Raw genomic sequence first — 13,667 nt, forward strand, 5'->3', positions numbered from 1 at the left:
TCCTCTGAGAGAATTCTCAGAGGTTTTTTATTTTATCCATTGACTAAAATCATAAAAAAATAAGCAAGTTAAGAAAATGTTTCGTAAAAGCCTTTAAAAATGGACCTAATATCTTTAGAATAATTACCGTACTTAAAAAGAGAGGCAGAAGGATTTTACATGAGATTAAAGTTTGGAAAATTGATACAGGCCTTGTCACCGGCCCAGCTGATCGCATTATATTATTTTCTTGCAGTTACTGTGGCCGTTATATTGCTGAGTTTGCCGGCGGCCCATAAACCGGGGGCGGATTGGACGTTTATTGATGCGCTTTTTACAGCTGTCAGTTCAGTCAGTGTAACGGGGCTGACAGTTGTTGATACAGCTGATACATTCAGCACAATAGGGATTTTTATATTAGCATTTGTTCTGCAATTTGGCGGAATCGGAATTATGACGCTCGGAACGTTCATTTGGCTGATCATGGGAAAACGAATCGGGCTGAAAGAACGGAAGCTGATTATGGTTGATCAAAACCAATCCCAGTTTTCAGGAATTGTCAATCTGATGAAGCAGGTACTGTTTCTGATCTTGTGGATTGAATTTTTTGGCGGGCTGATACTCGGCACATATTTCTTAACCTACTATGACTCCTATCAGGAAGCCTATTTACACGGATTTTTTGCCAGTATCAGTGCAACGACAAACGGCGGATTTGATATTACCGGTAATTCGATGATTCCATTTCGCCACGATTACTTTGTGCAGTTTATTACAATGCTTTTAATTATATTTGGAGCGATTGGATTTCCCGTGCTTGTTGAAGTAAAGGATTTCCTGTTTTCAAAGCATCGGCGTTATCCATTTACGCTTTTTACAAAGATCACGACGATTACGTTCGGCTCACTTGTCTTGTTTGGAGCCATTGGCATCTTTGCCCTGGAAGCAAACCATGCGTTCGCAGGAAAATCATGGCATGATATTTTGTTTTTGTCCCTGTTTCAATCAACGGCAACCCGAAGCGGGGGGCTGGCAACAATCGATATCAGCCAATTATCAGATTCCACACTCTTTTTTATTTGTGCGCTGATGTTTATTGGAGCGTCGCCAAGCTCAGTCGGGGGAGGCATAAGGACAACGACTTTTGCTTTGAACCTTCTTGCGCTGTTTCATTTTGCCCGCGGCAATAAGGCCGTAAAGGTATTCAAACGGGAGCTTCACCCTGCTGACTTGATGAAGTCGCTTGTTGTCACGATGATGGCGATCCTGCTCGTTTTTGGCGCGACACTCATTCTGACCATTACAGAAAAACATTCCCTGCTGGAGCTTTTGTTTGAAGTGTGCTCGGCATTCGGTACAACCGGCCTATCGCTTGGAATTACGGCAGATTTGAGCAGTGTTGGAAAATGCGTCATTATGATTGTCATGTTTATCGGGCGAATCGGCATCTTGACCTTCCTGTATCTGATCGGAAGAAAGGAAATTGAAGCGAATTATCACTATCCGAAGGAAAGAGTGATTATCGGATAGGCAAAACACCGCATATTTTGCGGTGTTTTTTGATTACCAAAAAAAAGATGTGTGCCTCCTGTTCAGTTGGAGAACCTAACTCCGACAGGTGCAATTTACGCTCCTGCATCTTAAAATGTCTGAAAATTGGCGAGGAGGATTCGTATGAAGCGTAAAGCTGAAGTGAATGAAGCCATTAAAAATAACAATACACCTACCGAGAGCATGGACCCCAATTCATATAAGACACAATATCATGACGACCCCAATTTTAGAGGGGCAAACCGCAATTCCAAACAGGGCCAGCAGGGAGGCATGTAATTGTGAAGAAAAACCGTCATAGCAGAGACATGCAAAATCATAAAAAGCCTATGAATAAAAAGGTGCTGGAGGAAGAATTCTCAAGTGAACTCGGGGATTACAATGCCGGAAAGATCATCGAAACGCTGGAAGTCACCAAGCCTGAAAAGAAAAAAGAAAAAAACAAAAAACAACAATAAAAAAGACCTCTTAGGCGGCGTCCCGCTTAAGAGGTGCTTTTTCTATTTTAAATAAGCATTTTTGCCCGTTCCTCTGACAAATTGCAATAAGCTTGTCATCCTCAGCTCAATGAATGGCTGAGCGACTGTCTTAACAAAGTTGCTGGAGAGGACTGATGTCAGGGCTGCTGTTAAAAGCAAGAGGATCACTAAGCTTTGATAGTCAGTAAGCCAATCCTCAAGCCCGACCTGCCGTAATGTCTTAATAATAAACCCGTGAAGCAGATACACGTAAAATGTCCGGGTTCCCCATTTGGTAAAGAAATACCGTTTTTGCGGAACGAGCGCTAAAAAGCTGAAGGTTGCCCCAAAGGCGAGTACATACCAGCCGATTCGGGATAGTCCGCTTACCAGGGTAACGTCTCCAAATGAAGAATACGGTTTTGAACCAAACAGAAAAGAATAGTCAAAATCGATGCCCCAGCAGATGACGAATACTGCGGCAAGCACTCCGAGCGCAATTTGTTTGCCGCGTTTTGATCTCAATAAATCAAAATGATGTTTATTTAAATAAAAACCGACAAGGAACATCGGTAAGAATACGAATGTCCGTGACAAGCTCAGCGTGCTGCTGACAAAGTCCAGATAACCGATCAGCACGGCGATTCCGCAGCTGACAAACAGCGCCCACTGCTTTGAAAGCTTTGAAAAAGGATATAGGAGCAGGTTCCAAAAGAATAAGCTTACAAGAAACCATAACGACCATTGCGGATCAATCGGGTTCACATTTGCCATGCTTTCATCTTGCATAATGTAATAAAAGACGGAATAAATAATTTGGAAAATCAAATACGGAATAATCAGCTTGACCGCCAGCTTTTTTACATATCCCGCCCGTTTAAAGCCTTTCGCGAAATAACCGGATACAAGAATAAATGCAGGCATATGGAATGTGTAAATGAACTTGTAGAGGTAGAGCATAAAATGATTATCATTAATAAAGGAACGAAGGATATGACCGAATACAACAAGGAATATCAATAAAAATTTTGCGTTATCGAAATAACTGTCCCGCGATTTACTCATAGCATCACCTTCTCTTTCATCAGTCACTAAGAGATTATTCCCTGCTGGTACATATTTTAAAATAAAAGATGAAAAAGGAATCTAAAAAAATGCTGATTGTTAGGTCGATGTAAAGTGACGGTAAGGATCGTAGAAAATGTCTTCGTAATGTAATGACGCTGAAATTTTCTGAAATTTATAGGGCAAATGAAGGAAGTTCCCGCATTTTGTAGAAATATTGAGGGATAGGTTTTGAAGAAGGAGTGTACATGCATGGAAACTCTTGGTGTCCAGACAAACTCGGAGCTGCGAGAGGAACTGAATCGCCTCAAAGAAGAAAACGCGCGACTGAAAAAGGAATTGAATCAGCATCAAGTGATTGTCAACAATACGCTCGATGCTATTTTTATTTGTGATAACGAAATGCGGATTGTTCAGGCAAATGAAGCAACAGAAAGGATGCTTCAAGTTGACTCGGAAGATTTGAAAAAGCGTTCTGTTTTGGATTTTTTGTTTTCAATCCCAAAGGATGAACTGAATCTTTCCGTAAAGAAGTTTTTTAAAAAAGGCTTTCTGTGGAAGGAGGTTCCGATCAGGCTTGATTGCGGGGCAACAAAATACATAGAGTTTCTGGCCAAAAGAGGTATTGGTGAGGATTTCTTTTTTGTTGTCATGAGGGACATATCTTCTAAGAAGATTCTGGAGCGGGAATTCTCTATGAATGAACAGCTTTTTAAGGACTTGTTTGACAGAGCAGTTGACGGAATCGTCCTGTTTGATAAAGATGGCGGTTTTATTGATGCAAATTTGTCCTTTTGTAAAAGCTTTGAAATCAATCATAATGAGCTGTCTCATTTATCTTTGTATGAGTTCATAGACAGCGGCTCACGAAAAGATTTCGACAATATCTGGAAGGCGCTCAACCGCAAGGGAAAAGCGAAGGGGGAGCTGCCTGTCAAGCTTCGTTCAGGAGTTCAAAAACTATTTGAATTCACGATTACATCAAACATCATCAGCGGTTTTTATATGTCCATTATGAGGGATATCACAGAGAAGCGGTCTATGGAGCTGCAGCTCTTTAAAAGTGAGGAGCGCTTCAGAGAAATCTTTGAAAATGCAATGGACGCCATCATCATCTGGTCGAATGACGGAAGAATCGTAAAAGCGAATCAATCAGCCTGTAAAATTTTTGAGCTGCCGATGAATTTGCTGTTGAAAAGAAAGCTGTGTGATTTTCTCGTTGACTCGCAGCAGAAATACAGCATAACGAAGAGGAAATACGCAAAATACGGAGAGATCAGAGAAGAGCTGCTGTTTCAAATGGGGAACGGCCAATTCAAAGAGCTTGAATTTACTTCAAAACGGACAATCCTTGAAAATCAGCATTTGACGATCTTAAGAAATGTAAGCGACAGAAAGCGGATGGAAAAGGAGCTTCGGGAAAGCGAGCTGAAATTCAGAAAAGTGTTCAACGGATCAATGGACGGCAATGTATTGTTCGACAATCAATACAGGATCATCGACGCCAACCCGTTAGCAAGCCATATTTTGGGCCTGTCACATGAAGAGATCAAACAGCACAGCCTGTTAGATATTATTTCTGCTTATGAAATAGAAAATTTGGCATCACCGGCAAGGCAGATTAATTTTGATGAAATGGACAACGAAATTCCATTTTTGCTGAGCAGCGGTGATAACAGAAAACTCGAATTCTCATTTAAACGGAATATTATTCAAAATATGAACTTGGCTATCTTTAAAGACGTAACAGAGCGAAAAGAATTGGAGGAGCGCCTGCGCAAATCAGATACCCTTCATGTTGTCGGCGAACTCGCAGCCGGTATTGCTCATGAAATCAGAAATCCGATGACTGCTCTTAAAGGCTTCATTCAGCTTCTGAAAGGGAGTGTCGAGGGAGACTACGCCCTTTACTTCAACGTGATCACCTCAGAACTAAAGCGCATCGAATCCATCATCACCGAATTCTTGATTTTAGCCAAGCCCCAGGCCATTATGTATGAGGAAAAACATGTTACCCAAATTATGAGGGACACGATAGACCTTCTAAATGCGCAAGCCAATCTCAGCAATGTACAAATGCAACTTGATTTAATTGACGACATTCCCCCGATTTACTGTGAACCGAATCAGCTGAAACAGGTTTTTATCAATATATTAAAAAACGCCATCGAAGTGATGCCTGACGGCGGAAATATTTTTGTAACGATAAAGGCATTGGATCAAGATCATGTTCTAATCTCCTTAAAAGACGAGGGAATCGGAATGACAGAAGATAAATTAAAGCGACTTGGTGAACCGTTTTATACGACAAAGGAACGGGGAACTGGACTTGGGCTTATGGTAAGCTATAAAATTATTGAAGAACATCAAGGCGAGATTATGGTAGAAAGTGAAGAAGGGAAGGGCACCGTTTTCCATATTACGCTTCCTGTCAGACAGAATGCTGAAGAAAGAAGGAATGATGAATGAACTACTATACGACAGCCGAAACGCCGCTCGGTGAACTTATCATTGCCGAAGAGGAGGACCGGATCACTCGTCTATTTCTCAGTCAGGAAGATTGGGTGGATTGGAAAGAAACGGTTCAGAATACTGAGCATAAGGAAACACCTAATCTTGCAGAAGCGAAACAACAGCTTCAAGAATATTTCGCAGGCGAAAGGAAGACATTCTCCCTGCCGCTCAGCCAAAAGGGCACTCCTTTTCAGCAAAAAGTGTGGCAAGCGCTGGAGAGGATTCCATATGGCGAATCCCGAAGCTATGCGGATATTGCCGCTGCTGTCGGCAGTCCGAAAGCGGTGCGCGCTGTCGGGCAGGCTAATAAACGTAACGACCTGCCGATTTTTGTCCCGTGCCACAGAGTGATCGGCAAAAACAGTGCGTTAACAGGATACGCCGGAAGCAAAACGGAGATCAAAGCATTTTTGCTAAACATCGAGCGAATCTCCTATAAAGAAAAATAAAACATATGGCACGTTCCCTTTTTTCACGGCCGACATATCATTTTATTAAGTTAAAAAAGTTGGTCTGATGAAAAAGGAGGACAAAGCAATTGAAGCCGAGCCGCTCTGAGAAACTTGCCGTTTTTGCCGAACTGTTTGTGAAACTGCATATCTTATCAAGCGCTCAAAAAGATGAAATCATCAATGTTAACAAAAAGAAACAAAAAAACCGCTGACTCGGCTCCAAATGAGCAAAGTCCAGCGGTTTTTTAATGCACCTTTTCTCCTTTAAACAGCTGTTCAATCTCTTCTTCATAGTTTCCGGTCATAATCCCTTTTTCTGTGATGATTCCTGAAATGAGATCATGAGGTGTAATGTCGAAAGCGGGATTAAAGACAGGCACATTGGATGGAGCGGTCCGAACTCCGGAAATCTGCCTGACTTCCTCGGGATCTCGTTCCTCTATCGGGATATCAGCGCCGCATTTGACCTTTGTATCAAATGTAGATAAAGGTGCGGCGACAAAAAACGGAATATCAAAGGCGTTTGCTAAAATAGCAAGACCGTATGTGCCGATTTTATTTGCCGTATCACCGTTCTTTGCAATTCGGTCGGCTCCGACGATAACAGCGGAAATTTGTTTTTCCTTCATCGTATGGGCGGCCATGCTGTCTGTGATCAGAGTGACATCAATGCCCCCCTGCATCAGCTCCCAAGCAGTAAGGCGTGAACCTTGCAGGACAGGCCTTGTTTCACAGGCATAAATGTGTAATCCCAAATCTTTTTGTTTGGCCAAGTAAAACGGAGCTAGCGCCGTTCCATAGCGGCTTGTCGCGATTGAGCCGGCATTGCAGATCGTCATGATCCTGTCGCCTTTTTTGAAAAGCTGCAGGGCGTTTTGGCCGATCAACCGGCACGTTTCCTCATCCTCGACCTGAATCTGAATGGCTTCATGGACAAGGTTTGTTTTTGCTTCATTTACGGAAATCGCGTTTTCGACCGAATGACTCAGTCTCTCAAGCGCCCATGACAAATTAATGGCGGTAGGCCGTGAGCTGTTTAAATATTGTTTGATGTCTTCCAGTCTGCGGCGGAATTCCGTGACATTGTCTGTTTCAATGTCTTTGGCAGCAAGCGCCAGTCCGAAGGCAGCTGTAATGCCGATCGCCGGAGCGCCCCTTACTTTGAGCGTGACAATCGCATCAAATACATCCTCTTTCGTCGTCAGCTCCAAATATTCCGTCTCATCAGGAAGCTTTTGCTGATTTAAAATGGTAATAGCTGTTTCTTTCCATTCAACAGAACGTGGAACAGCAAATGAATGGGTCATGAATAGATCATTCCTTTACAAGTAACTTAAATAATTCAATAACATCTGTTATCGTTTTGAATTCCGAACGTTTTTCGATAAAGGCTGTGCCGGTTTCGAGCGCCAAGCGTTTTCTGCCGATTCGTTTATCAAACGGCACGATCGTATCCAGGTCAGCTACATGGGCAAGGCCGATCGTGCGTCGTATCAGCTCACAGCCCGCAAATCCGATTGCTTCTTCAAAAATATGGCTGAGCGTATCAGTGAGGTAACCGTCGATGTTGGCGTAAACATCCAGACTGTCCTTCTGCCAGGCTTCACTAAACGTCTCTTCAAACGTTTCCCAGACCTGGTTGACATGTTCATATAACGGCTCTCTGTCAGCCCCGTCACGGCTGAGTGCGTTCAAAAATAAGTTGGCGATAAATTGCCCTACATCAAAGCCGATCGGTCCGTAAAAAGCAAACTCAGGATCAATCACCTTTGTTTCGTGCTCACTTGCGAAAATGCTTCCTGTATGCAAATCACCATGAATCAACGTTTCTGCAGACGTTAAAAATGACTTTTTCAGCTTAGCGGCTTCGATTTTAACGCTGTCATTATTCCAAAGCTTTTCGACAAAAGGACGAAGCTCTTCTTCAAAATCATTTGTGTCATGGTCGAAGAAAGGATCTGTAAAAACAAGTCTTTCCGTAATGTCGCATAGCTCTGGATTTGTAAACTGTTTAACAAGCTGTTTTTTCACCTTAGGTTCAAGCGCGTAATCTGATGAGTAGAAAAGTGTTTTTCCTAAAAATTCACCGATGTGCTGCGACAGATGAGGATAGTTTTCACCCTCAATGAGTCCTTTTCTTGCGATCTTGAGGTGAGAGAGATCCTCCATGACGGTAACCGCCATTTCCGTATCAGAATAAAACACTCTTGGAACCAGGTGAGGCACATGCTCGCCCTGACGGATGAGAGCGCTGCTTTCGATTCTTGCACGGTCGATTGTCAGCGGCCAGCTTTCTCCCACCACTTTTGCATACGGAACCGCCTGTTTAATGATCAATGCTCTGTCATGTTCTTGATCATAAATATGAAAAACGTAATTTAAGTTGCCGTCTCCGATCTCCTGGCATGTCAGCGTGCTTTTGCTTGGAAATAGGCCAAGCTTCACCGCCAACGCCACAGCGGAGCTTTCATTTAACGTTTCGTATAAAGGTGTTTTTGTGACTCCCATCATCATAACCTCCAATTATGTAATTAATTAATATGTGGCCGTAAAAAAGCCTCCTTCTCAGAGAGAAGGAGGCTTAACATCTATGTCCGCCTCTCTTATCTCTCAGATCAGATCTGAATGGAATTAGCACCGTGCCTTAAGAGACCAGCGTCTCGGCGCGAAAAAAATGCGCCCCATTTCACAATGGAATTACGGTCGGTTGCTGTTGGGGTCAAAAGGCCAAATCCCTCGCCCAACTCTCGATAAGAGAATATATTCACTTGTTTGACAATTCTAATTTATCAGTTGATGAACATGGTAACAGGTAATTTAGTTAGTTGTCAATATATTTTTTAATATAAATCTTTTCTGATATCATCGAAAACAGGAATGCTCTCCCGAACTTCTGCGCTTTCTTGAAGGTCGATTTCCGCTCGGACTATGCCTTCTTCCCGGCCGCCTTCAGCAAGTACACGTCCCCATGGATCAATAATCAGGCTATGTCCTGCAAATTCATTATCCGGATTTGAACCGGTACAATTGCAGGCTGCGACAAAGCATTGGTTTTCAATGGCCCGCGCAATAAGCAGGCTTTTCCAATGATCAAGGCGGGGAAGAGGCCATTCCGCAGAAATAAACAGCACGTTGGCGCCTTTTGTCGTATGTTTTCTGATCCATTCCGGAAAACGGATATCGTAACAGATCAATCCAGAGCTTTTGACGCCGTCAAGCTCAAAGTATCCGTCTTCGGAACCGGCTGATAAATACAGATGCTCATCCATCAGCTGAAAAAGATGGGCTTTTCTGTACTCTTTAATGATTTGCCCTTCCTTATCCGCGATGTACATTGTATTATAAACATCAGAATTCTTCCTGACAGCGACCGATCCGGCGACAATATGAACACCATGTTTTTTTGCCGTTTTCTTCAGCCAGCTCTGAGCGGAGCGGCCGTCTTCGTCAGCGAGTTCATCAAGATTGGCCAGATCATATCCGGTCGTCCATAATTCAGGCAGAACAAGAACATCAGCATGTTTGCTTTCTTTTTCGATGAAAAATTCAGCCTTTTTTATATTTTCCGAAGGTTTTCCGTATGAAATATCAAATTGAAGACAAGATATCGTCCATTTCATCTTTTTAACACCCCAAATTTTTCTTTACTTTTTTCATTTAACCATATATGATGATGGACTATCATTTCAAGATTTTTTTAGAAGGTGAGAATAGATGAAATTTGAACAGTCTCATGTATTGAAGGAATTGCCTAAACAATTCTTCGCTTCTCTGGTGCAGAAAGTGAACCGAAAGCTTGCAGAAGGACATGACGTTATCAATCTGGGACAGGGAAATCCAGATCAGCCGACTCCTGAGCATATTGTTGAGGAGATGAAACGAGCTGTCGCTGATCCTGAGAATCATAAATATTCGTCTTTTCGCGGCTCATACCGTCTGAAGTCAGCGGCTGCTGCATTTTACAAAAGAGAATACGGCATTGATCTGGATCCGGAAACCGAAGTCGCTGTATTATTCGGCGGAAAAGCCGGTCTAGTCGAGCTCCCGCAATGCTTGTTGAATCCCGGTGATACGATTTTAGTTCCCGATCCGGGTTATCCTGATTACTGGTCGGGTGTCACACTTGCAAAAGCAAAGATGGAAATGATGCCGCTCGTAAAGGACAGAGCGTTTCTCCCTGATTACAGCAGCATAACCGCTGAAATAAGGGAACAGGCGAAATTGATGTATTTGAATTATCCGAATAATCCGACTGGAGCTGTTGCTACTTCCGAGTTCTTTGAAGATACCGTGCGTTTTGCGGCTGAAAACGGAATCTGCGTCGTTCACGATTTTGCTTACGGCGCTGTAGGATTTGACGGCTGCAAGCCTTTAAGCTTTTTGCAGACTGAAGGTGCGAAGGATATCGGAATTGAAATTTACACGCTGTCAAAAACGTATAATATGGCAGGATGGCGGGTTGGCTTTGCCGTCGGAAACGCTTCGGTCATTGAAGCGATCAATCTTTATCAAGACCATATGTTTGTCAGTCTTTTCAGAGCGACTCAGGAGGCTGCAGCAGAGGCACTGTTAGCCGATCAGACGTGTGTGGCAGAGCAAAATGCCAGGTATGAGAGCAGGAGAAACGCTTGGATCACGGCATGCCGGGAAATCGGCTGGGATGTAACAGCTCCCGCAGGTTCTTTTTTTGCATGGCTGCCTGTGCCTGAAGGCTATACTTCTGAGCAGTTCTCAGATCTTTTGCTGGAAAAAGCGAATGTGGCAGTTGCGGCTGGAAACGGCTTCGGTGAATATGGCGAGGGCTACGTCAGAGTCGGACTTTTAACAAGTGAAGAAAGACTTAAGGAAGCCGCTTATCGAATTGGCAAACTGAACCTGTTTACCCAAAAAAGCATTGACAAGACCTTATAACGATGGGATAATTCAAAATAATTTATAAAATCTATATTTTCTTATCAAGAGCAGGCAGAGGGACGAGCCCGATGAAGCCCGGCAACCGACTTATAAAGCACGGTGCTAATTCTTGCAGCTAGCGGCTGAGAGATAAGATTCGGACGAGAAACGAAACCTCTTTAGACGCGATTGCAGTTTGAAGAGGTTTTTTGATATGGATGAAAATGAAAGGAGCTCTGGCATGAGTGAGTTATTAGCGACATATCTCCTGACCGAACCGGGAGCCGATACAGAGAAGAAAGCAGAACAAATCGCAACAGGATTGACAGTAGGCTCCTGGACTGATCTGCCCCTTGTAAAACAGGAGCAAATGCAAAAGCACAAGGGGCGGGTGATAAAAGTTGAGGAGAGAGAGGGAACTGCTGCATCAGAAAAACAAGCGGTCATCACAATTGCCTATCCTGAAATCAATTTCTCTCAGGATATTCCGGCTTTGCTGACAACAGTGTTTGGCAAGCTGTCCCTGGACGGAAAAATCAAATTAATCGATCTTCACTTCTCTGAAGCATTTAAGCGTGCACTGCCGGGACCGAAGTTTGGCGTATACGGCATCCGGAAGCTGCTGGGAGAGTTTGAGAGACCGCTGTTAATGAGCATATTTAAAGGCGTAATCGGAAGGGACCTGAGTGATATTAAAGAACAGCTCCGGCAGCAGGCGCTTGGCGGAGTTGACTTGATTAAAGACGATGAAATTTTCTTTGAGACTGGTCTAGCGCCTTTTGAAACAAGAATTGCAGAAGGAAAGCAAATATTGAAAGAAACGTATGAACAAACCGGACATAAAACGCTGTATGCGGTGAATTTGACCGGACGTACGGCTGATCTGAAAGACAAAGCGAGACGCGCCGCCGAGTTGGGAGCGGATGCGCTTTTGTTTAATGTCTTCGCTTACGGCTTGGACGTTATGCAAGGCCTTGCGGAAGATCCTGAAATCCCAGTTCCGATTATGGCGCATCCAGCAGTGAGCGGAGCGTTTACGTCTTCTCCGTTTTACGGTTTTTCTCACGCTCTTTTACTCGGAAAATTAAACCGATATTGCGGTGCTGACTTCAGCCTCTTTCCGTCTCCATATGGTTCGGTTGCGCTTCCAAGAGCAGATGCACTGGCGATTCATGAAGAATGTGTGAGAGAGGATGCTTTTAACCAAACATTTGCTGTTCCGTCAGCAGGCATTCATCCCGGCATGGTTCCGCTATTAATGCGTGATTTCGGCATAGACCACATTATTAACGCCGGAGGAGGCGTACATGGACATCCGAACGGTGCCCAAGGCGGGGGGCGAGCGTTCAGAGCCATTATTGATGCGGTCCTAGAGGCCCAGCCGATTGATGAAAAAGCCGAACAATGCAAGGATCTTAAGCTTGCGCTAGATAAATGGGGAAAGGCTGAAGCCGTATGACGACTCGAAAACCTTTTATTATTTGTGATTTTGACGGAACAATCACGATGAACGACAACATTATAAATATCATGAAAACATTTGCTCCCCCAGAGTGGGTGGCATTAAAAGACGGCGTACTTTCCAAAACGCTGTCGATCAAGGAAGGTGTCGGGCGGATGTTCGGCCTTCTGCCCAGCCGTTTAAAAGAAGAGATTACAAGTTTTGTATTGGAAGATGCAAAAATCAGGGAAGGCTTTCGGGAATTTGTAGCATTTATCAATGAGCACGAGATTCCGTTTTATGTCATAAGCGGTGGAATGGACTTTTTTGTATATCCTTTGCTTGAAGGCATTGTGGAGAAAGACCGCATTTATTGCAACCATGCTTCATTTGACAATGACTATATCCATATTGACTGGCCTCATTCCTGCAAGGGCACATGCAGCAATCAATGCGGGTGCTGTAAGCCGTCGGTCATCCATGAACTTTCTGAACCGAACCAATATATCATCATGATCGGTGATTCGGTTACAGATGTGGAGGCAGCAAAGCTGTCTGACCTATGCTTTGCAAGGGATTATTTATTAAACGAATGCCGGGAGCAAAACCTCAATCATCTTCCGTATCAAGATTTTTATGAGATCAGAAAGGAAATTGAGAATGTAAAGGAGGTACAGGAATGGCTGCAAAACAAGAACGCTGGCGAGAGCTCGCTGAAGTAAAACGGGAATTGGCAGAGAGAGATTGGTTTCCGGCGACTAGCGGTAATCTGTCAATTAAGGTTACAGATGAGCCTTTAACATTTCTCGTCACTGCAAGCGGAAAAGATAAACGCAAAGAGACGGTTGAAGATTTTCTGCTGGTCGATCAAAACGGAGAGCCTGCTGAAAGCGGGCATTCTCTGAAACCGTCAGCAGAAACGCTTTTGCATACACATTTGTACAATAAAACCAATGCCGGATGCTGCCTGCATGTCCATACGGTAAACAATAATGTGATTTCAGAGTTATACGGAGACCAAAAGAAAATCACATTCAAAGGCCAGGAAATTATAAAAGCACTCGGCTTGTGGGAAGAGAACGCAGAAGTGACCGTTCCGATTATAGAAAATCCGGCACATATCCCGACGCTAGCGGCACTGTTTGCGGAAGAGATTTCAGAAGATTCAGGAGCTGTTCTGATCCGAAATCATGGTATTACGGCTTGGGGGAAAACAGCATTTGAGGCAAAAAGAGGGCTTGAAGCGTATGAATTTTTGTTCAGCTACCATTTGAAATTGAAAACACTCCAGCATCAGCTGGTTAAATAAAAGGA

The 13,667-nt window shown here is 43.6% G+C and carries 14 protein-coding genes and 2 riboswitches; of the genes, 10 read left to right on the top strand and 4 right to left on the bottom strand.

Annotation, left to right across the window (positions count from 1 at the left end; genetic code table 11):
- The first annotated feature begins 159 nt into the window (after window positions 1-159).
- The 3 genes from ktrD to QF06_RS21030 all read left to right on the top strand — a co-directional run bounded on the left by ktrD (window position 160) and on the right by QF06_RS21030 (window position 1,988).
- The gene (ktrD, locus tag QF06_RS05765; protein ID WP_003244672.1) at window positions 160-1,509 is read left to right on the top strand and encodes a Ktr system potassium transporter KtrD; all 1,350 of its coding nucleotides are present in this window, start codon (window positions 160-162) and stop codon (window positions 1,507-1,509) included.
- Window positions 1,510-1,653: 144 nt separating this feature from the next.
- A complete protein-coding gene (locus QF06_RS21025) occupies window positions 1,654-1,809 on the top strand; it encodes a hypothetical protein (RefSeq protein ID WP_003232510.1) in 156 nt (51 codons plus the stop codon).
- A 2-nt stretch (window positions 1,810-1,811) separates the two neighbouring features.
- Window positions 1,812-1,988 (top strand): hypothetical protein, encoded by a 177-nt coding sequence (locus tag QF06_RS21030; RefSeq protein WP_003245411.1) that lies wholly within the window; start codon window positions 1,812-1,814, stop codon window positions 1,986-1,988.
- Between the two features lie 42 nt (window positions 1,989-2,030).
- On the opposite strand, the gene QF06_RS05770 is transcribed toward QF06_RS21030, so the two are convergent.
- Entirely contained in the window at window positions 2,031-3,053 is a 1,023-nt protein-coding gene (locus QF06_RS05770; RefSeq protein WP_003245573.1) for an acyltransferase family protein, read from the bottom strand.
- Window positions 3,054-3,305: 252 nt separating this feature from the next.
- Between QF06_RS05770 and kinE the strand changes: the two genes are divergently transcribed.
- From kinE to QF06_RS21745, 3 genes are all read left to right on the top strand, one after another.
- Window positions 3,306-5,522 (top strand): sporulation two-component system sensor histidine kinase KinE, encoded by a 2,217-nt coding sequence (gene kinE, locus QF06_RS05775; RefSeq protein ID WP_003232504.1) that lies wholly within the window; start codon window positions 3,306-3,308, stop codon window positions 5,520-5,522.
- On the top strand, window positions 5,519-6,016 hold the full coding sequence (gene ogt, locus QF06_RS05780; RefSeq protein WP_003232502.1) for a methylated-DNA--protein-cysteine methyltransferase: 498 nt from the start codon (window positions 5,519-5,521) through the stop codon (window positions 6,014-6,016). The genes kinE and ogt overlap by 4 nt, the downstream gene beginning before the upstream one ends.
- 89 nt (window positions 6,017-6,105) lie before the next feature.
- The gene (locus tag QF06_RS21745; RefSeq protein ID WP_003232500.1) at window positions 6,106-6,231 is read left to right on the top strand and encodes a hypothetical protein; all 126 of its coding nucleotides are present in this window, start codon (window positions 6,106-6,108) and stop codon (window positions 6,229-6,231) included.
- Between the two features lie 33 nt (window positions 6,232-6,264).
- Here QF06_RS21745 and mtnA read toward each other — a convergent pair whose 3' ends face one another.
- The 3 genes from mtnA to QF06_RS05795 all read right to left on the bottom strand — a co-directional run bounded on the left by mtnA (window position 6,265) and on the right by QF06_RS05795 (window position 9,639).
- Complete coding sequence (mtnA, locus tag QF06_RS05785; RefSeq protein ID WP_003232498.1) at window positions 6,265-7,326, bottom strand: S-methyl-5-thioribose-1-phosphate isomerase; 1,062 nt, start codon at window positions 7,324-7,326, stop codon at window positions 6,265-6,267.
- 7 nt (window positions 7,327-7,333) lie between these two features.
- Entirely contained in the window at window positions 7,334-8,527 is a 1,194-nt protein-coding gene (mtnK, locus tag QF06_RS05790; RefSeq protein ID WP_003244973.1) for an S-methyl-5-thioribose kinase, read from the bottom strand.
- A 92-nt stretch (window positions 8,528-8,619) separates the two neighbouring features.
- Window positions 8,620-8,776, bottom strand: a riboswitch (SAM riboswitch).
- Between the two features lie 83 nt (window positions 8,777-8,859).
- Complete coding sequence (locus QF06_RS05795) at window positions 8,860-9,639, bottom strand: carbon-nitrogen family hydrolase (protein ID WP_003232495.1); 780 nt, start codon at window positions 9,637-9,639, stop codon at window positions 8,860-8,862.
- Window positions 9,640-9,733: 94 nt separating this feature from the next.
- Here QF06_RS05795 and mtnE point away from each other — a divergent pair, with 94 nt between their 5' ends.
- From mtnE to QF06_RS05815, 4 genes are all read left to right on the top strand, one after another.
- Window positions 9,734-10,930, top strand: a complete 1,197-nt coding sequence (gene mtnE / locus QF06_RS05800) for a methionine-glutamine aminotransferase (protein ID WP_003244774.1) — start codon at window positions 9,734-9,736, stop codon at window positions 10,928-10,930.
- Between the two features lie 38 nt (window positions 10,931-10,968).
- Window positions 10,969-11,069: riboswitch (SAM riboswitch) on the top strand.
- Between the two features lie 84 nt (window positions 11,070-11,153).
- Window positions 11,154-12,371 (top strand): 2,3-diketo-5-methylthiopentyl-1-phosphate enolase, encoded by a 1,218-nt coding sequence (gene mtnW / locus QF06_RS05805; protein WP_003245108.1) that lies wholly within the window; start codon window positions 11,154-11,156, stop codon window positions 12,369-12,371.
- Window positions 12,368-13,075, top strand: a complete 708-nt coding sequence (mtnX, locus tag QF06_RS05810; RefSeq protein WP_003232486.1) for a 2-hydroxy-3-keto-5-methylthiopentenyl-1-phosphate phosphatase — start codon at window positions 12,368-12,370, stop codon at window positions 13,073-13,075. The genes mtnW and mtnX overlap by 4 nt, the downstream gene beginning before the upstream one ends.
- The gene (locus tag QF06_RS05815; protein ID WP_043940108.1) at window positions 13,033-13,662 is read left to right on the top strand and encodes a methylthioribulose 1-phosphate dehydratase; all 630 of its coding nucleotides are present in this window, start codon (window positions 13,033-13,035) and stop codon (window positions 13,660-13,662) included. The genes mtnX and QF06_RS05815 overlap by 43 nt, the downstream gene beginning before the upstream one ends.
- The last annotated feature ends 5 nt before the right edge of the window (window positions 13,663-13,667 follow it).

It is taken from the genome of Bacillus sp. YP1 (genome assembly GCF_000877815.1).
GTDB classification, from domain to species: domain Bacteria; phylum Bacillota; class Bacilli; order Bacillales; family Bacillaceae; genus Bacillus; species Bacillus subtilis.